Source organism: Piscibacillus sp. B03, from assembly GCF_052246295.1.
Taxonomy (GTDB): Bacteria; Bacillota; Bacilli; order Bacillales; family Alkalibacillaceae; genus Piscibacillus.
This window is the reverse complement of the sequence record NZ_JBQQCO010000025.1, coordinates 1-19,725: the sequence shown is the minus strand read 5'-3', so window position 1 is coordinate 19,725 and position 19,725 is coordinate 1. Positions and strand designations below refer to the sequence as shown.

Annotated in this window: 13 protein-coding genes and 2 tRNA genes; all 15 read right to left on the bottom strand. The window is 36.3% G+C overall.

Going from position 1 to position 19,725, the window contains the following annotated elements; genetic code table 11:
• Positions 1–59: 59 nt before the first annotated feature.
• On the bottom strand, positions 60–3,047 hold the full coding sequence (locus ACTWQB_RS14315) for a type I restriction endonuclease subunit R (protein WP_443139880.1): 2,988 nt from the start codon (positions 3,045–3,047) through the stop codon (positions 60–62).
• A complete protein-coding gene (locus ACTWQB_RS14310; protein WP_443139879.1) occupies positions 3,037–4,350 on the bottom strand; it encodes a restriction endonuclease subunit S in 1,314 nt (437 codons plus the stop codon). The genes ACTWQB_RS14315 and ACTWQB_RS14310 overlap by 11 nt, the downstream gene beginning before the upstream one ends.
• Positions 4,350–6,359, bottom strand: coding sequence for a type I restriction-modification system subunit M (locus ACTWQB_RS14305; RefSeq protein ID WP_443139878.1), 2,010 nt, complete (start codon positions 6,357–6,359; stop codon positions 4,350–4,352). Before ACTWQB_RS14305 ends, ACTWQB_RS14310 begins: the two co-directional genes overlap by 1 nt.
• Before the next feature lie 64 nt (positions 6,360–6,423).
• Positions 6,424–6,903 carry a 23S rRNA (pseudouridine(1915)-N(3))-methyltransferase RlmH gene (gene rlmH, locus ACTWQB_RS14300; RefSeq protein WP_443139877.1) on the bottom strand — a complete coding sequence of 160 codons (480 nt, stop codon included), beginning with the start codon at positions 6,901–6,903 and terminating at the stop codon, positions 6,424–6,426.
• Positions 6,904–7,207: 304 nt separating this feature from the next.
• Positions 7,208–8,410 carry a S1C family serine protease gene (locus ACTWQB_RS14295; protein WP_443139876.1) on the bottom strand — a complete coding sequence of 401 codons (1,203 nt, stop codon included), beginning with the start codon at positions 8,408–8,410 and terminating at the stop codon, positions 7,208–7,210.
• A gap of 26 nt (positions 8,411–8,436) precedes the next feature.
• Entirely contained in the window at positions 8,437–9,231 is a 795-nt protein-coding gene (locus ACTWQB_RS14290; protein WP_443139875.1) for an MBL fold metallo-hydrolase, read from the bottom strand.
• A gap of 7 nt (positions 9,232–9,238) precedes the next feature.
• Positions 9,239–10,147 carry a two-component system regulatory protein YycI gene (locus ACTWQB_RS14285; protein ID WP_443139874.1) on the bottom strand — a complete coding sequence of 303 codons (909 nt, stop codon included), beginning with the start codon at positions 10,145–10,147 and terminating at the stop codon, positions 9,239–9,241.
• Position 10,148: 1 nt separating this feature from the next.
• The gene (locus tag ACTWQB_RS14280) at positions 10,149–11,510 is read right to left on the bottom strand and encodes a YycH family regulatory protein (RefSeq protein ID WP_443139873.1); all 1,362 of its coding nucleotides are present in this window, start codon (positions 11,508–11,510) and stop codon (positions 10,149–10,151) included.
• Entirely contained in the window at positions 11,507–13,345 is a 1,839-nt protein-coding gene (gene walK, locus ACTWQB_RS14275; RefSeq protein WP_443139872.1) for a cell wall metabolism sensor histidine kinase WalK, read from the bottom strand. The genes ACTWQB_RS14280 and walK overlap by 4 nt, the downstream gene beginning before the upstream one ends.
• A gap of 7 nt (positions 13,346–13,352) precedes the next feature.
• Complete coding sequence (gene yycF, locus ACTWQB_RS14270) at positions 13,353–14,060, bottom strand: response regulator YycF (RefSeq protein WP_443139871.1); 708 nt, start codon at positions 14,058–14,060, stop codon at positions 13,353–13,355.
• A 351-nt stretch (positions 14,061–14,411) separates the two neighbouring features.
• Complete coding sequence (locus ACTWQB_RS14265; protein ID WP_443139870.1) at positions 14,412–15,959, bottom strand: peptidoglycan DD-metalloendopeptidase family protein; 1,548 nt, start codon at positions 15,957–15,959, stop codon at positions 14,412–14,414.
• A 310-nt stretch (positions 15,960–16,269) separates the two neighbouring features.
• A tRNA-Phe gene (locus tag ACTWQB_RS14260) sits at positions 16,270–16,345 on the bottom strand.
• A 181-nt stretch (positions 16,346–16,526) separates the two neighbouring features.
• Positions 16,527–16,603, bottom strand: a tRNA-Asp gene (locus ACTWQB_RS14255).
• 150 nt (positions 16,604–16,753) lie between these two features.
• On the bottom strand, positions 16,754–18,043 hold the full coding sequence (locus ACTWQB_RS14250) for an adenylosuccinate synthase (RefSeq protein WP_443139869.1): 1,290 nt from the start codon (positions 18,041–18,043) through the stop codon (positions 16,754–16,756).
• Positions 18,044–18,226: 183 nt separating this feature from the next.
• On the bottom strand, positions 18,227–19,582 hold the full coding sequence (dnaB, locus tag ACTWQB_RS14245) for a replicative DNA helicase (protein ID WP_443139893.1): 1,356 nt from the start codon (positions 19,580–19,582) through the stop codon (positions 18,227–18,229).
• Between the last annotated feature and the right edge of the window lie 143 nt (positions 19,583–19,725).

Sequence of the window (19,725 nt, the reverse complement as noted above, 5' to 3'; positions counted from 1 at the left end):
ACAAAAAGGCAGTCTATCTCGTTAATTCCCTGATAGACTGCCTTTGAGTGTTTATTGTCCTATTTTGTTACCATCTCTTCATAAACTTCTTCAAACATGAAATTCATAACTGTTTTCTTAAAGTCTTGGTCTTCCAACATTTTCATAAAGAATTTTTCATTCGTGGTCATTCTATCAATGACGACATCTAAAAACGCTTCTTCATAACTAAACTTGAAATTGTCTTTCGTATTCACTTTCGCTTTTTGTGCCAAGTCCTCGTTATTCACAATATCCTCTTTGATTTGATCAAAGGACAATTTATCTGTTTCTGTAAATTCCGTTCCAAATCGATCATTAAGACGCTCAATAATGGATGACAACCTTTCTTTTTCTTCTTCTGGGGATGATCCTGCCCCGAAAGTAGGAGGCTTTAGCTTATTATCTTCTCCTGATTGCAAGGAGATGCTTCCTTCAAATACTTTTTCATTTCGATAATACGAAAGTGCGACATCATCTGCTAAATCAATGCCATCAGAAACGTGTTTAGGCAACTTCTTAAACAGGTAATTTAAATATACATACAGTTTATGAAGCTCAATATCAGCAAATGGACCAATTTGCAGGACAAATGAATAGGTTCTAATGAATTTTGAGCAAGCTGATTTAAAGTCATCTTGTTGCTCTGCACTTAAATCCTCTTTAAAACGTGTTAATGCCAAGTCTAAAACTGAGTTAAGCTTCTCTTGCAACCTTGGATTTTTCTTGTTTTCGTTGTACTCTAATTGCACAACTTCATCAATTTCTTCTTCAGCATAAACTTGATAAGCATCTAATTCTGTTTGAATATCATAGAGGATATTCGGATCTGTAGTATCCTCTACTTGCGTCACCTCGTAATACGGTTCAAATGCTTTTTGAATATCTTCCGCTTCATTAACAAAGTCCAAGACAAACGTATCATTTTTACCCTTACATGTACGATTCAATCGAGATAGGGTCTGAACTGCTTTGATTCCGTCCAATTTCTTATCAACGTACATCGTATGAAGAAGCGGTTCATCAAAACCCGTTTGATATTTCTCAGCCACCAATAAAACTTGATAGTCATCGCTGTGAAACTTATCGGGTAATTCTCCTTCGCTAAACCCATTCATTTCTGCTTCAGTATATGGAACACCATTATCATCTACCGTTCCAGAGAATGCCACGACTGATTGCAAGTCAGTATAACCTTTCTCAGTGATGTATTTGTCAAAAGCATGTTTATATCTAACCGCATGAAGTCGACTACTAGTCACCACCATTGCTTTGGCTCTTCCACCTATTTTATGTTGAGTAACTTGCCTGAAGTGTTCAACCATAATCTCAGTTTTTTGTGCAATATTGTGTGGATGTAATGAGACATAGCGTGCTATTGCTTTCGATGCTTTTTTACTTCCAACTTCAGGATCATCATCAATCTGTTTCGCCAGCTTAAAGAATGTCTTATAAGTGACATAATTCTTTAGGACATCTAAAATAAACCCTTCTTCAATGGCTTGTCGCATCGTGTATTCATGAAACGGTTTGGGTAGTCCATCTTTTCCTGGAGTTCCGAATTTTTCAAGTGTTTTTGGTTTAGGTGTAGCGGTGAAGGCGAAGAAAGAGATATTTTCTTGTTGACCACTTTTGGCAATTTCCTCAAGAATTCGGTCTTCCGCATCTTTTAATTCGTCTTCCGCTATTTGCTCTTCTTCCATCGCTTCTTCTAACGTTTTATTGGATAAAAGACTTGTCATTGCTCTCGCTGATTTGCCACCTTGCGAAGAATGTGCCTCATCTATAATAATGGCATATTTCCCTTTTGATATTTCATTCACTTGATCGATGATAAAAGGGAACTTTTGGAGCGTTGTCACAATAATCTTCGCTTTATTTTTGATCGCTTGAGCTAATTGATCTGAGTTTTTTTCGATTTTTTCCACAAACCCTGTTTTGTGTTCAAGCTGATATATCGCATCCTGCAATTGCTTATCTAAAACTCGTCTATCCGTGACAACAATCACACTATCAAACATGGCTTCATCGTATTCATTATGCAATTTTGCCAGCCGATGGGAAAGCCATGAAATGCTATTCGTCTTACCTGAACCTGCTGAATGTTGGGCTAAATAGCTTTTACCTGCTCCGTTCTTTTTAACATCTTCTTCAATTTTACGAACAGCATCAAGTTGATGATAACGTGGAAAGATAACCGTTTCTTTTTTGTCTATAACTTCACCGTTGCTATCTTTGATGTCTTCTTCTTGTACATACATAAAACGAAAAAGAATGTCTAACAAGCTGTCTTTTTGTAAAATCTCTTTCCATAAATACGAGGTTTTATAATCATTGTAAACAGTTGGGTTGCCACGACCACCATTGTTTCCCCGATTAAAAGGTAAAAAAAATGTCTTATCCTTGTTCACTCGTGTTGTCATATATACCTCATCTGGATCAACTGCAAAATACACTAAAGCACGTTTTTTAAATTGAAACAATAATTCGTTGGGGTCACGATCCTTTTTAAACTGCATCTTGGCATTATCCACCGTTTGACCTGTTAAATGGTTTTTCAATTCCATCACAATAATGGGTAAACCATTCATGGAAAGGAGGACATCAATGCTGTTGTTATTCTTCTGGCTGTAGTACACTTGTCGACTTACTGTAAAGATGTTTTGTTCATATTGCTCCCACAGTGTGCGATTCATTGTTGAAACAGGCTTATTATAGGCTAACGTCAACTTAACGCCATAATCTTTGATTCCGTGTCTCAAACAATCAATCATGCCTCGATTTGAAAGCTCTTTTGATAAACGATGAATAATCTTTTGCTTATAGTTTTCTTTATATGCCCGCTTCAACTTTTCCAACTGTTTTGGCTGAGTCGCTTCTAAAAACTGAAAGAATACCACTGTGTCGATGGCATGTTGTTTAAATTCATCCAGGGATTCTCCAGTTAATTTACGCTCAATATAACCCGAGCGAACCAATTCAGATTCGATATTCTCTTCAAAACCTTTTTCAGTATAATCAATCGACATATGCTTCCTCCTTTCTTTCCAGTGGATAATCACGTACATCTATTTTTCCAGTAACCGCTTCATAGATAAGAGATTGGCGGTATTCTTTTAGTTTATTTATTTGAACTTTTGTAGATTCCATAATTATGTCAATATCAGAATTTATTTTATCTATGTGATTTATGATTTCCCTCTGCTCATTTATAGGTGGTAATGGAACAATTGCATTTTTAATAGCGTGAATGGATAACCCGAATCGTGTTACGCCATTAGCACTTATTTGAAATTGATCTTTAATACCATTGCTAATAAGCGAATAAAAAAGGTATTTACCTTCTATTTCAAGTTTTTTAGGTCTCAACATGGACAAATGATATCCACAAACCACACCATCTAAATCTCTTTGGACCCATGCAGGAACAGCAATATCATCAGGCGACTCAGAATCTTTTGTTATTATTACATCATCTTTCTTTAGTGAAAAAGTGTTTATTTGTTCTGGTTTTGCTGTAGCTGACATAAAATTAAGTTCATTGGTTATTTCATTATTGTAATAAACATCTACATAATTGCACAATTTCACTGGGGTTTCATTTTCTGATGATTTTTTATCTACATTGCTATTTCGCACTTCAGATACTGCTTTTATTTTTGTGGTGGTCCACCACCTTGGTATACTACTTAACCACTCTATACCCGAATCCTTCACCTCAACTCCAGGGTCTAACCCTTTTGTCACTGCTTCTGTTATAACAGCTTGCCTTTTTTCCTCTAAAAGCTCAATTAAACGTTCTTTATCAGCAATTAAGTCATCAATCTCGGATGTTTTTTGATCGAGGAAATCAGCTATTTTTCTTTGTTCTTCTATAGATGGAAGAGCAATTAGGAATTCGGCTAACATCGGTCTTCTTAATGAATCAACTGTTGACTTTGCATTTACTCTCAAAACTTCAAAAGCTAAGTTTGATTTCAAATAATAATATAAATACTTAGCAACAATGTTACTGAATTTTGTAAACACATACACTCTTTGATGGGCTGAAAATTTCCCATTGTAATAATGAAAAACTCTACCGACACCTACACCGTCACCCGCAGTCATAACAGCCTCTTCATCATGAGTGAATTCATCAATACCTTCGACAGTGTCAGCTCTCACAAATAACGGATACTTTCCATTTTCCTTTTTGTCTTGTGTATCTTTACTCCCTGTATCTATCATACAAAGATATTTTAATTTAATTAGATTCCATGAATTTGGAATTTCACCCAACCACTCTATTTCACTATCTATAAAAGATGTATACTTTTTTAATTCTTCCATCACCCCATCACCTTCTTCAACTTATCCATAATGCTTTCTTCTAATTCACGTATTTCATTTGAGATTTCCTCTGAACTTCTCAGTTTTGTGTATTGATAAAAGTGTCTGGTGAACGGAATCTCATAGCCAATTTTGATACTTTCCTCACCCATCCACGCATTTGGTACATGAGGTTTTACTTCACGTTCAAAATAATCATGGATGTTTTCTTTTAAAGGAATGTTTTCCGTATCTCTTAGGTCTGGATCTGGTTCAGGGTTGCCTTTTTTATCTGTACAAATATCAGCAGTTTCATCTTTTTCTGATAGTGCTGATAAAACTGCCTTTTTTAAGGTAGCATTCAATTTAATGTTTGCATACTTAAAGGCATTGTTAAGTATTTTCTCGAATTCTTCACGGTTTTTGTATAGTTCATCGCTTGCTAATCCGTGAAGAACCCTAACAATTTCTTGTTGTAGCTTTTCCCCTTCTTCAACTTCTTTTATTCCCGCTTCACCTTTTTTCTTAGATTTAACCAAATTCTGAAATGCTTTTTCATCATTGAGACGATGAATGCGATCTTCATCCACCTTGAAGTTCAAACGTAACGGTCTTTCAATAGTGACTTTTCGATAACCAAAGTCTTCATTATCAAAGATTTTGCTATATTCATTTTCACTAAATTCTCCGTAAAGCTGTGTGATCTTATTAATATCCGCTTCATCTAATTCATGACGTTTTTGACCCAAACTTTTCTTCATCTTCTTATAAAACTTCGTACCATCAACTAATTGAATTTTTCCTTTTCGATTAGCTGGCTTATTATTCGTCAGAATCCATATATAAGTGGATATGCCCGTGTTATAAAACATTTGGTCAGGCAAAGCCACAATGCCTTCCACTAAATCGTGCTCAATTAAATATTTACGTATATTGCTTTCTCCAGATCCTGCATCTCCTGTAAACAAAGGACTTCCATTAAAAACGATGGCTATACGTGAACCATTGGGGTTTTCCTCTGATACAGGCTTCATTTTCGACACTAAATGTTGCAGGAACAGTAGCTGACCATCATTAATCCTTGGAAGACCAGCACCAAAGCGTCCATTATAACCTTGGTTCTCGTATTCATCTGTTACTGCCTTTTTGACAGGCTTCCATTCCACCCCAAATGGTGGATTAGTTAATAAATAATCAAACTTTTGATTCGAGAACTGATCTTGAGACAATGTATTTCCAAATGCAAGATTTTTGGCTTCTTCACCTTTAATGAGTACGTCAGCTTTACATATTGCATATGATTCTTCATTAAATTCTTGACCAAAAAACTTTAAGCTAGCAGAGGGATTATGCTCACGAATATATTCTGAAGCAACTGAACCCATTCCACCAGTACCTGCACAAGGGTCATATAACGTCTTAGTGATTCCTTCGGTTGTGAACACCTCATCATCGTTAAGGAACAACAGATGGCACATTAGCCGTATAACTTCTCTTGGCGTGTAGTGGTCCCCAGCTTCAGCGTGTTCGTTGAAGCGTCTAATCAGTTCTTCGAAAATATAACCCATTTCTATATTTGATACTGTTTCAGGATGTAAATCAATCTCACTGAACCGTTTGACGACAAGATATAGCAAGTCATTTCGGTCCATTTTTTCGATTTGTGTATCAAAGTTAAAATAGTCGATAATGTCTCTTGCCGTTTGCGAAAAGCCATTTATGTAATCTCGTAAATTATCAGCAATGTTGTCTGAATCACTTAATAGTTTTTGAAAATCATATTTACTAACATTATTAAACTTCTGTTTCGATGTTCGATTTAAAATCTCGTCACGTGACTCTTCAGGAAGATGTTTATATTGCTCATATCGAGATAATACATCTTCCTTAGTTTCTTCTAACACACAGTCAAAGCGTCTTAAGACTGCCATGGGCAAAACCACTTTACCATAATCTTCTTTTTTATAAGGTCCTCTTAAGATTTCAGCTATTGACCATATAAAATTGACTTTATCATTAAAATTGTTCATTGCTATTCTCCTCCTAAATCAATCAACCTAACAACTATTTTAACAGAAAACCAGGTATTCGCCTCTATTTATGATACGGTTCACCCCGATTAATCTTAAACCCCCTATACACCTGCTCCAACAACACCAGCCTCATCAACTGGTGTGGATAAGTCATTTTGCTAAACGAAATCGCGAAATCACTTCTGCTTTTCACATCATCACTTAACCCTAACGAACCACCTATCACAAACGCGATCTTACTTTTGCCATACGTCGCAAGCTCGTCCAACTTCTTTGCAAAGGCTTCGGATGTTAACATCTTGCCTTCTATTTCTAAGGTAATCACATACGTATCTGTGGATAATTTGTTGAGAATCTTCTGCCCTTCTTTGTTTTTCATGTCTTCTTTATCTGCATCGCTCAAACTCTCGGGCGCGTGTTCATCTGGTACTTCTTCTATTTTGACCTTTGCATAGGGTTTTAGCCGCTTAAGATACTCTTCAATTCCTTGTTTTAAATATTTTTCTTTAAGTTTTCCGACTGAAATAATCTTGATATCCATATGTAGTTCCTCCTTCAACCACTTCCATCCACAATTTTATCAAAAATATCCACAATTGTTGTGTGTATTTCGCTATTATACGTTAATAACTTGTAACTTATCTACAAAAACGCCACTTATCCACAAGTTTATCAACATATCAACATATGTTCGCCTCGTATTTAGTAAATATAATTTTTCTTGACACAATATATGCTTTTTATTTAAATATTTACTCACAATTTGTGCATAACTAGCTTAATTCTGTGCATAACTTACTCACTACTAAAAAACTCCGCTCAGAATCCCGAGCGGAGTTTCATGTTTAGTTACTTTGTGCAACGAGTGTGATTGTTGTTTCTTGAAGTTCACCGTCTCTATAAAACGATACTGTAACTTCATCACCAGGACCAACTTCAGTGAATAGATATTGTCTTAACTCAAGAACGTTCCTGATTTCTGTATCACCCATCTTAACGATGACATCATACTGTTCTAATCCTGCTTGATCGGCTGGTGACATTCGTTCAACACCGTCGACAATTACACCATGTTCTACATCATTTGGTAAATTTAATGTGTTCTGCCAGTGATACTGTGGTACATCTGACAACGAGAAGATTTCTACACCCATATAGGCACGAGTAACCGAGCCATCTTCTTCTAAGTCTTCAATCAGTGGACGAGCAATGTCAATTGGAATAGCAAATCCTAATCCTTCTAACTCAGTTGAGGCATACTTCATAGAGTTAATCCCAATTAATTGGCCGTCCATGTTTACTAACGCTCCCCCTGAGTTACCTGGATTAATGGCTGCATCAGTTTGGATAACTTCTGATTGCCAGTCGATATTTCCATCACCATTAAAGTCTTGTGGGATGAGTCGATCTTTACCACTAATAATTCCTTGCGTTACAGACCCCGCAAATTGAAGGCCAAGTGGGTTCCCAATGGCTAAAACTGGTTCTCCAACTTTTAGATTATCTGAGCTACCTAATTCAATGACTTGATCAATATGTTGAGCATCGATCTTTAGTACGGCTAAGTCGGTATATACATCGCCACCGATAACTTCCGCTTCTACTTGTTCTTCATCCGAAAACACGACTTCTACAGAGTCAGCACCTTGAATAACGTGGAAGTTAGTTACGATATAAGCGGAATCACCGGCCTGTTTATAAACAACCCCTGAACCTACACCACCTTGCTGCGATTCTGATTGTCCAAAGATACTTTGTTGTTTAATATTTACTACACCAACAACTGTGTTTGAAACGTTTTCAACCACTTCTGTGATTTGTGAATTTAGTTCAACATTAATTTGTTTATTCTCTCCATCACCAGAAGGAGTTGACTGGGTTGATTCTTGTGTTTCCTCGCTTAGTTCATAAGGTAATAAGTTAGCTTGTACTAAAATCGGTAATGATAATAAAATAAGAACTGCACCTAATAGAGCTCCGATGATAGTAGGCATGAGCCAGCTCCGTTTTTGTTTGTCACTTCTCATATGATCATCGTAATAACCCATGAATGACACCTCACTATATCTAGTAATTAAATGTAACACATAGGCGTTGGTTTAGTTGGACTCGTATCTTCTAATGTCAGTTGTTCGCCAACTCCAACATCATGTTTCTTAAGGATTTGCTCGACGCTCATTCTTGCAAGGTCTATCATGTTATTATCTTGGCTTAAGTGCCCTAAATAAATATGCTTTGTCTGATCTCCAATGACATCTAGCATGGCTATGGCCGCATCCTCGTTTGAAACATGTCCTTTGTCACTTAATATTCTACGCTTAATGTTCCAAGGATATCCACCCATTTGCAACATCCCGACATCATGGTTTGATTCAAACAAAATTGCGTTTGAGTTTTCTACTGTTTTTTTCATACGTTCAGATACATAACCTGTATCTGTTAATACGGAAACTTTCTTACCTTCATGATGAAAAACATAAAACATTGGATCGATCGCGTCATGAGAAACACCGAAGCTCTCCACATCGATATCACCAAAAGTTTTTACGCACTCCATATCAAATTGAAATTTCTGTTCGGAGCTTAGTTTTCCTATATGAGGCTCCATGGCACTCCACGTTTTCTCATTGGCATAAATCGGTAAGTTAAAGCGTCGTGCGACAATCCCGACACCTTTAATATGATCACTATGTTCATGGGTAACTAAAATTCCGTCTAGTTCATGAGGGTTAATTTCAACGTCAGTTAGTAATTGCTCTACTTTCTTACCACTTAACCCCGCATCGACTAATAATTTGGTTTTGTTTGTTCCTATATAGAAGGCGTTCCCCGTACTCCCTGATGCTAGAACACTAAATTGCAGTGTCATGTTTGTCTCACTCCGATATTAAATCTTGTATTTCTCTCTTTAAAGCTTCTTTTCTCTCTGTGACGAACTTTTCTTCATCATGTGATACGAATTGACCTTCCATGGCATTGACAAAGAAATGATCCTCTTCATTTACGATAACATCCCATGTCGGGACAAATACTTGTACTCCATCATCTAGTGGCACCAATGTTTGGTAACCCAAGTCTAGTGTTACATGGCTGTCTGAAGGAATGACGGTGTTTGTCCAAACGCTAAAAACTGCATTGATGGGGTCCGTTACAGTCTGTTCATCAGGACGGTCCTCAAGTTCGTCTAGCATCGTTTGTCTATACTGGATGGCGTCTCCTTCTTCATTTAACAACACAATTAATGTTGCTGATTCATTAAAATAAACCGTCTTTTCATTCTGTCTTTGGAAAAATAACAGAACTTGTTCATCTTCATAATAATCCCAAAAAACGTATGAATCGCCTTTGAATACCTGTGATTTGATGGATTCTATTGATTCATTTAAATCATTTTCTAAATCTAAGGACAATGGTTCAATAAATTCACTTGCAATGACTTCCATGTTAAAAATAGATGGTTCACCATCAAGTACATCTTCTAATGGAAGTACTTCATTTTGACTGGAGGTTAACCCAATCTGTTGATTATCAGATGCCTCTTCAATTGCGAGCAAATCTTCTTCAGTTAACGTATATCTTGGAGCTGATACATACGATTCCTTTTGACCTTTTTCAGGTAAATCATACGTAATTCCATACTCTGATAACTGTTCCTCAACTGGTGATTGTTTTTCTAGTGGGTCATAATTGCTTGTTTCGATTTTTTCTAAAAACTCTTGGACTAAAAATAAATTTAACACCAAGAAGCTTATGATGAATATAGTTTTAATTTGGCCCCATTGCAAACTATTCAACCCCTTGGTTCATAAGCTGATCGCTATAAGCACTTAGTGGCAGCCATGAGTTAGATAATTTAATATACCATTCTGGCTCTAGTGATAGTACATTCGACGTTGAGTTTGGTCTTGTCGTTAATGTATAACCAACTCGCACTTGTTCAATTGAACTTAATGAAATGTTATTGACATTCTGTAATGTTTCGTAGACAGCATCTCCTGAAGGTAACGTAGTTCTCTCATAAGTAATATTATTAATTTTGAATAACGGACGTTTTAACTTATTAAGTTCATTATTCCCCCACACTTGTTCCATTACAGTATAGTTCATTTCATCATAAATCGGATAGTTGTTAAAATACATCCGATATAATACTGAACTTAACGGTCTTTCTTGAATATCATCTAGAATGAAATCATTGGTCCAACCTAAATGGTCATTGGTTAAACTTAAACTACGACGAATCATATCCATTGTTTCTGACGGTTCAGTTTCTGAAGATAATGGGTTTATGAACTCCATCCGTTCATCTTGATCATTAAACACACTATACGTCTTTAACGCTCGTGTACCATCAGTATAGTGAATGCTTTCATTTAACGGATTAGATGATGTCGTTCTGACCACTGATGGGTCTCTAAATAATGCATTACGCATTAAAATTGGATCAATATTATCTGTTAATAACGCATGGCTTGTGACAGGAATCTCTTGAATAGGTAAATAGATTGGTACGCCACTACCAAAGTCATAACTATTTAATTGCACGATTCCTTCTTGACGGTTAATGACATCTTTTAGCCTATCAAAAACGCTAGTAGATTGAATCTCACCAACTAATACGCTATTTTGTTCTTCATTGTCTGATGCAAAAACTACCCTTACGTCATTTGTTTGTTCTTGAACGTGAAGAAATAGTCTATTAAAGGTTAAGTCACCCCAGTTTGTTTGTTCGAGGTTAACTGCAAAGAGCTGATTGATTAAATTCATAGGCACATCTACTGGATAAAGAATTTCTAGACTTTGAAACTGTTCAAACCCAGTTAGTTGAAAATATGAACCTAATACGTCATGACTTTCCTCCAGATGTAGTTCTGAAGTGAATTGCCAAGTCAGGATTTCTTCATATAATTCGCGTTCTTGTTGTTTATCAATTAATTGTTTATGAACCTGGTAATCATGAAAAATAATTTGATTAGGTGAGATGACCTCTCTTACCGTTCGTTCTTCACCATCTAACTTGGACTCATCAATGTAATCAGTCTGTTCAATTGGCTCAAAATCAGGCTGATATGTCCATAAGGCATAAGTTAATAGAAGACTAGATGCAACTAGTAGAAATAAAATGACTGATTTTATATGTTCGATCATTTACGTTGCCCCCTCTTCTTCTGCATGAGAGGTAACCTAAACGTAATGGTTGTTCCTTCATTCACTTTACTTTCTGCCCATACCTCTCCATCATGCGCCTCTATCAAATCTTTTGCAATTGCAAGTCCTAGACCTGTACCACCAAGTTGTCTCGACCTCGCCTTATCAGCACGATAGAAACGGTCAAAAATTCTATCTAGCTTCTCTTCTGGGATTCCAACACCTTCATCTGAGATTTTAGTTAATAATTGATGCTTTTCTTCAACAACTTTTACAACAATCTCTCCACCCTGTGGTGAATATTTTATTGCATTGGAAATAATATTATCGAGTACTTGTATAATTTTATCTTTATCAATCCAAACTCTATAATCTCGTTTCGGTATTTCTCTTGATATCGTTATATCTTCTTTCAAGTTCAACTCAAAACGATCTACGACATGATGGATAAAATCTATATAATTAACACGCTCTTTGTGCAATTGATAGTCTTTATTATCCATTTTAGACAATTGTAATAAGTCATTTACCAGACGGATCATACGTTCAGTTTCTTTTTGTGTGACAGATAAGAACTTTGGAGCAATATTCTCATTCTTCCAAGTTTCACCATCAGTTAATGCCTCTAAATAACTTCTCATCGTTGTTAAAGGTGTTCTAAGTTCATGAGATACATTCGCAACAAAGTCTCTTCTTTCTCGTTCGATCTTCTCTTGTTCAGTTACATCACTAATAACGGTAATAATACCGCTCATTTCATCATTCTCATCTTGGACTTCAGAGAAATTTGCACGAACTAATAACAGTTGATCGCCTTCTGATAAATCCAATATCGTACTTTTCATATCTTTTAACTCATTAACATCTGAGACATCTTCTTCTATACCAAGTAAATCGATTAAAGATTTACCCTGTATACTTTCTTGCGTCATATTAAGCAATTTCTCAGCTGGAAGGTTCATTAAGATAACCTCACCATACTCATTTGTTGCAATTACGCCATCAGTCATATTGGTGAGGACTAGACTTAATTTACGCCGCTCTCCTTCGGTTGAAGCCTGCGCTGCCTTTATCTTATCATTTAACTCATTGAACGTGATTGCTAATTGGCCGATTTCATCTGTTCCATACACATTAACCTTCTTAGAATAATCACCTTGTCCCATCACTTTAGCTTGTTTACGCATTTCAGAAATCGGTTTAGTAATTGTCCTAGCGACTAAGACACCTAATAAAGCAGAGACAGTGACCGCAAGCATCGTTCCATTCGCAAAAATACGAATAATTTCATTCATCTGTGAATAAATGCCTTCCATTGAAGCTTCAACTTTAATGGCACCAGCAATTTCACCCGAACTCTCATCTCGATAGATTGGTGATGAAATAACTAATGTACGGTGCCCGTTATCTTGGTTATACATAATGGTTTCTTCTATGTTACCAGATAACGCTCTTTGAATACGCGATTCAGTATTACGCTTCCCTATGTTGATTTGCTCAAACGGATTGGTAGTCCCAATTACACGATTGTTTTCATCAATGACCTCTATCTCGTTAATATCCTCTGAAGCATAGTCATTAATGATGGTTTCTACATCACTTTCTAAAGAAGGCATATCTTCGGTTCGGTCTTCTACTTGTATAACTTGACTCAGATTGTAAGTTAATAATTCCACACGATCATTAATTGACTCTGTGAAATTTTCTTTTAACTCTGTTTCTAATTGTTGGGCAAAGTAAGTTCCAATAACTTGGATTGTAATTAAAATCAGAAGTATATAGACAACGATCATTTTAAGTTGTATGGATTTAAAAAATCCCCAAAATGCCCTCATAAACGATCTACTCCTGTTCAGGGTTCCTCATGTAGTACCCAACACCTCTTCTAGTCACAATCCAGTTTGGATTACTTGGGTTCTCTTCGATCTTTTCTCTTAAACGGCGAATCGTTACATCTACTGTTCTTACATCACCGTAATAGTCATAGCCCCAAACGGTTTCTAATAGATGTTCTCTTGTCATAACTTGCTCAAGATGCTTGGCCAAATATAAAAGTAACTCAAACTCACGGTGAGTTAAGTCAACAGGCTCACCATTACGTGTAACTGAATAATTCTCACGGTTAATCTCTAGAGCACCTACTTTAATGTTTGGCGTTGAAGATGAATTTTGATTTTGGTCACTTGCTGACATACGTCTAAGGTTTGCTTTAACTCTTGCAATGACTTCACGATTACTGAATGGTTTTGTAACGTAATCATCAGCACCTAATTCTAAACCAAGTACTTTATCTATCTCAGAATCTTTAGCTGTTAACATAATAATTGGCATTTGAAAGTCTTTTCGAATTTCACGACAGACTTCCATACCATCTTTTTCAGGAAGCATGATATCTAACAGAACGATATCTGGTTCTTCTGACTTGGTTAGCTCAATAGCTTCTTGTCCATTGTAAGCCACCACAACTTCATAACCTTCATTTTCTAAGTTATATTTTAAAATATCTGCAATTGGTTCCTCATCATCTACTACTAGTACTTTATAACTCATACTGGTATGCACCTACCTCTTCATAAGTTAATAACCTATAATGATTATTTTACAACAATTTAATTCAAATGTCTTACCATGTCATATTAAAGTAAGATTACGCTATATATTAAGAAAAGCGCAAGCGCCCGTTTAACCACGCAGTGACTGGACCGACTAAACTGAGATAAAGGAAACACGACAAGCGTAGCGAGTCAATGTTGACTTATCGTAGGTTTAGACGGGAAGTCACCCAGTGATTGGGCGCATTGCGCTAGACAATACTACACGACATTATTGATCAAAGCTAAAGTAAAATTTTATACTTCTTATCTTTTGATAAAACCTCTAGCCTAGGCTAGAGGTTATTTATTAATAATTCACGTATCCAGTTGGGTTTACGTGAGATCCGTTTTTGATGACTTCGAAGTGTAAGTGAACACCTGTAGATCTTCCAGTTGAACCCATTACTCCGATCTTTTGACCACGTTGAACTGTTTGACCATTGTTAACACTTATGCTTGCTAAATGCGCATATACTGTTTTCAAACCATTGTTATGGTTAATTGTAACTTTATAGCCATAAGCACCGTCATAACCAGCAAACGTTACGGTACCGTTGTCAGCTGCTTTAATTGTACGGTCACTTACACCAGAAATATCTATTCCTTTGTGGTAGCTCCCCCAACGCTGTCCCATATGGCTAGTGATAAAACCTCCAACAGTTGGTTTAGCAAACTGTCCTGAACCTCTTGAAGGAACTTCTTTAGTACCTTTCAAGACAACTTCTTCCTTAGGTTCCTTTACCACTTCTTCATCAATTTTCTCTTTTTCAATTACTTCATTGTTTTTAGTTGTGACACGATAGGTGATTTTCTTTTCACCTTTTTCACCTTTTTGATCAATTTTTGTCTGACCTTTATATAGTGAGTCAGTATTTTCTGTTACAGTCTTGAAATCAATCGACTCTGTTTCCGTTTTTTCAACTGTATAGCTTACATTTATAAAAGGTTTATCAGATTCAACTTTAACTTTCTGTCCTACTTGGACTACAGAATCTTCACTTAGTTCAGGATTCATATCTATTAACTGTTCAACTGACAAATCATACTTTGAAGCAACTTGACCTAACACTTCATTTTCTTGAATGGTATGTATCGCTTCTCCCTTAGTACCACGTTCAAGCATTTTCTGTAATTGTTCAACTGATAGTAATTGATTAGGATTAATTCCTTCTTCAAAGACTTTAAGATTCTCTGTTAAGCCGATATCTAATACAACTGTACCATCATCTAACACTAGTTTAGAATCCTGTTCTTTATTTTCATCATTTTCTTCTTCGTTAGATTTAGTAGCTTCATCTTTCGGAAGGTGATTCAAGATTGGTGAAACAATTTGATCGTCTTCCATTTTTAGAAATTCAATTTCTTGATCCAATTCATCTGGTAGATATTTATTTACTACATTATTGATTGCTTCATTAGCATCGCCCAGGTCATTAACATATCCTATAACTTCATCTTTCATTTGTAGTTTAATTGCAGCAGCGTTAAACGTTAAGACATCTTCCAAATGTCTTTGAACTTGTTCGGTTTCATCTGAGGAAGTAAATACAACCTCACTAACATAGTTAATATTTTGCTCCGGAATTAACTTAACTCCTTCATATTCCTTTTGAGCTGTATTTAATTGACTATCTATGAAACTTTCAATATCTTCTTTATCTTTAACTGTTCCAACATGTTGATCATCAACATATACATGGTAGACTTCTAGAAAACTAGAATCAATCGAATCAGCATACACTGACCCTATGGCTACACCTGAGCCTAAACATGTTACTATTAATGTTTTTTTGACCATCGACAAGTTTTTAAACTTTTGAAGGCCACTTTTAACTCTCCCAATCAGCTTTTTCACGACATTTTCCTCCACAATACGAACTATGTATTTATTTATAAATTAAGTAATTATACAAACTTCTCGTATACACATATATAATCTACCATAACTAAATTATATAATTAAACCTTTGTTTACATTTTGTAAACAACTTGTATAGAATCTAGAAAAATTTAGAAATTATCTTGATTCTTATTACTCTATTAGTGTAAAAGTACAATATATATAACAGAAAATTCTGAACTTTAACATTCAGTGAAATTTTACTGTAAACTTTTTGTACTAACTTGTCTAATAAAAGAAAAAACACAGGTTTACTGTGTTAAAATGGTGGCTCGGGACGGAATCGAACCGCCGACACACGGATTTTCAGTCCGTTGCTCTACCGACTGAGCTACCGAGCCATGCTATGTTATTAATTTGTCATTTAGTCAAGTTTTGACTAAGATTGTGCTCGTCGCGTTGCAAGTACCTTCGGCGAAGCCTACGCTCCTCGCAAAACCTACAAAGAAGCTTTTCAGTGATGTTTACGGTCTTGCTCTACCGACTGAGCTACCGAGCCATGCAATGTTATTCAATATGTAATGGCGGTCCGGACGGGACTCGAACCCGCGACCTCCTGCGTGACAGGCAGGCATTCTAACCAACTGAACTACCGGACCAATTGATGAGGACAGCGTTAATATTACCACAGGATAAAACATTTTGACAAGCTTATTCAGTATTTTTCTTTCTAAAATATTAAAGTTTAACAATTCAAACTATTAATGGACAAGAACCAACTTTTGTTGAATTCTTGTCCATACTTAACCTTACTCATATATTTCGTTCAATACAATAGTTTGTTCGCGGTCAGGTCCAACTGAAAAGATCGAAATGTTGACCCCGATTAATTCTTCAATGCGTTTAATATAATTTTGTGCTTGTTCAGGTAACTTTTCAAAGCTACGAACTTGAGTAATATCCTCTGTCCAACCTGGTAACTCTTCATACACGGGTTTACAGGCTTTTAACTCCTTCGAGCTAGCTGGGTAGTATTGAACTACTTCTCCATCTAGTTCATAACCAACACAAATTTTAATTTTATCTAAACCACTTAGAACATCTAGACAGTTTAGTGATAAATCTGTTAATCCACTTACTCTTTTTGCATGATTGACAACTACTGTATCAAACCAGCCGACACGTCTTGCTCTTCCTGTTGTTGTCCCATATTCATGTCCAACACGTCTGATTTGTTCACCTATTTCATCGTGTAGTTCTGTTGGAAATGGTCCATCCCCTACACGAGTTGTGTATGCTTTTGATACGCCTACTACTTTATTAACTTTATTTGGGCCAACGCCACTTCCTGTCGCAACGCCTGCTGCAGACGTATTCGACGATGTTACATATGGATAAGTTCCTTGGTCAATATCCAACATAACACCTTGTGCGCCTTCAAATAAAACGTGGTGACCACTGTCCATAGCTTGTTCAAGCTCCAAGGATGTTTCTACTATGTGAGCCTTTAACAGCTCACCATATCCTAGATACTCATCTAAGATTGAAGCCACATCAATAGGTTTTTTATTATAGACCTTCTCAAACCAAACGTTTTTCTCTTCAACTTGTTGTTTAATTTTGTCCTCTAATGTGTCTGGTTCTAGTAAATCTGCCATTCTAATTCCGATTCGATTGATTTTATCTGAGTAAGCTGGGCCAATGCCTTTTTTCGTTGTCCCGATTTGCTTGTCTTTTCCTTTTGCTTCTTCTTGTAATCGGTCTAACTCCATATGGTAAGGCATAATCACATGGGCTCTGCTACTAATCTTCAGCTGATCAACTGTCATACCGCTTTTTTTAACATAGTTCATTTCTTCAAGAAGTTTTTTAGGATTGATCACCATTCCATTCCCTAAGATGCATACTTTATTAGAATTAAAGATGCCAGATGGGATTAGGTGTAATTTATATGTTTTATTTTTAAACTGGATGGTATGTCCAGCGTTGTCTCCACCTTGATAGCGAGCTACAACATTTGCTTGTTTAGCGAGGAAGTCTGTAATTTTACCTTTACCTTCATCGCCCCACTGTGTCCCAATTATTACTGCAGTTGTCATATGAGGACCTCCTAATATTAAGAAATAACAATAACACCAAAGATATTTTAACAGTAATTATGTTATCAATCAATAAATGACGAACATTATTGTATAAAATTAGTTTTTTATACGCCTTTTATCAAACAGACAAGATAACTTATACATAGTTTAGGCAAAAAAACCCCTCTTAATGAGGAGTTTCTATGCAGGTGGTATATCCGCTTCATTATATTTTCGATCTAAATCAACGAATTTATTATATTCTTTTACAAAGGCCAATTCTACAGTGCCAATTGGTCCATTTCTTTGTTTAGCAATAATTATCTCAATAATATTTTCTTTCTCTGTATCGTCATTATAATAATCATCACGGTATAAAAATCCTATAATATCTGCATCCTGCTCGATACTTCCTGATTCACGGATGTCAGACATGATTGGACGTTTATCTTGTCGTTGTTCTACTCCACGTGACAACTGAGATAATGCAATCACGGGTACCTCTAACTCACGTGCTAATGCTTTAAGTTGACGTGAGATCTCTGATACTTCCTGTTGCCTGTTCTCACGACTAGAGCCGCTTCCTTGGATTAACTGTAAGTAGTCGATTAACACCATACCTAATCCTGATTCTTGCTTTAAGCGACGGCATTTTGATCGAATCTCACTCACCTTCACACCAGGTGTATCATCAATATAAACCCCAGCATCTGAGAGGCTCCCCATTGCCATAGTTAACTTGCCCCAGTCTTCTTCCTGAAGACTACCTGTTCTTAAACGTTGTGCGTCAATATTACCTTCTGCACATAACATACGCATTACTAATTGCTCTGCCCCCATCTCTAAACTGAAGATGGCACAGTTTTCTTGTGCGTGAATTGCTACGTTTTGAGCTATATTTAACGCAAAAGCTGTCTTACCAACAGATGGTCGGGCCGCAATGATAATCAAATCATTTTTCTGAAATCCAGATGTTATATGATCTAAATCTTTGAACCCTGTTGGAATACCCGTGACTTCTTCACTTTGATGGTGTAGCTGTTCAATATTATCGTAAACATTAATCAGTACATCTTTAATATTTCGAAATTTACCGGATGCTTTTTGTTGTGAGACGTCCAAGATAGATTTCTCAGCATAATCAATAATTTCAGAAAGGTCATCCTTTTCTTCGAATGATTTCGTCACTATACCTGTAGCAGTGTAAATAATTCGACGAAGAACAGATTTCTCATCAACAATTTTAGCGTAATATTCTAGGTTAGCAGCCGTTGGAACAGACTCAGCCAACTCTGTTAGATAAGTTACGCCCCCTACTTCTTCTAGTAGTTCTTGTTCTCTTAATTCATTCATCACGGTAACTAAATCAATTGGTTCACCTTTATCTGTAAGGCGTACCATGACTTCAAATATTCTTTGATGGCTAACGCGGTAGAAATCTTCTGGTTCTAAAATTTCTGATGCACTAACAATGGCACTAGGTTCTAAGAATATCGCACCTAACACTGATTGTTCAGCTTCTATATTATGTGGCGGTGTACGGTCTTGTGCTACCATATCTGACACATCGGTTCCCCCTCGTATATTATGTTTAGGGCCTATCATTTGAGCCCAGATTTTCTTGCATTTCCTGCTGAATATAGTCAAAAGTCTTGGACGTCTCGAGATGTTCCTAGATAATGGTCTTAGGATCATTTGGG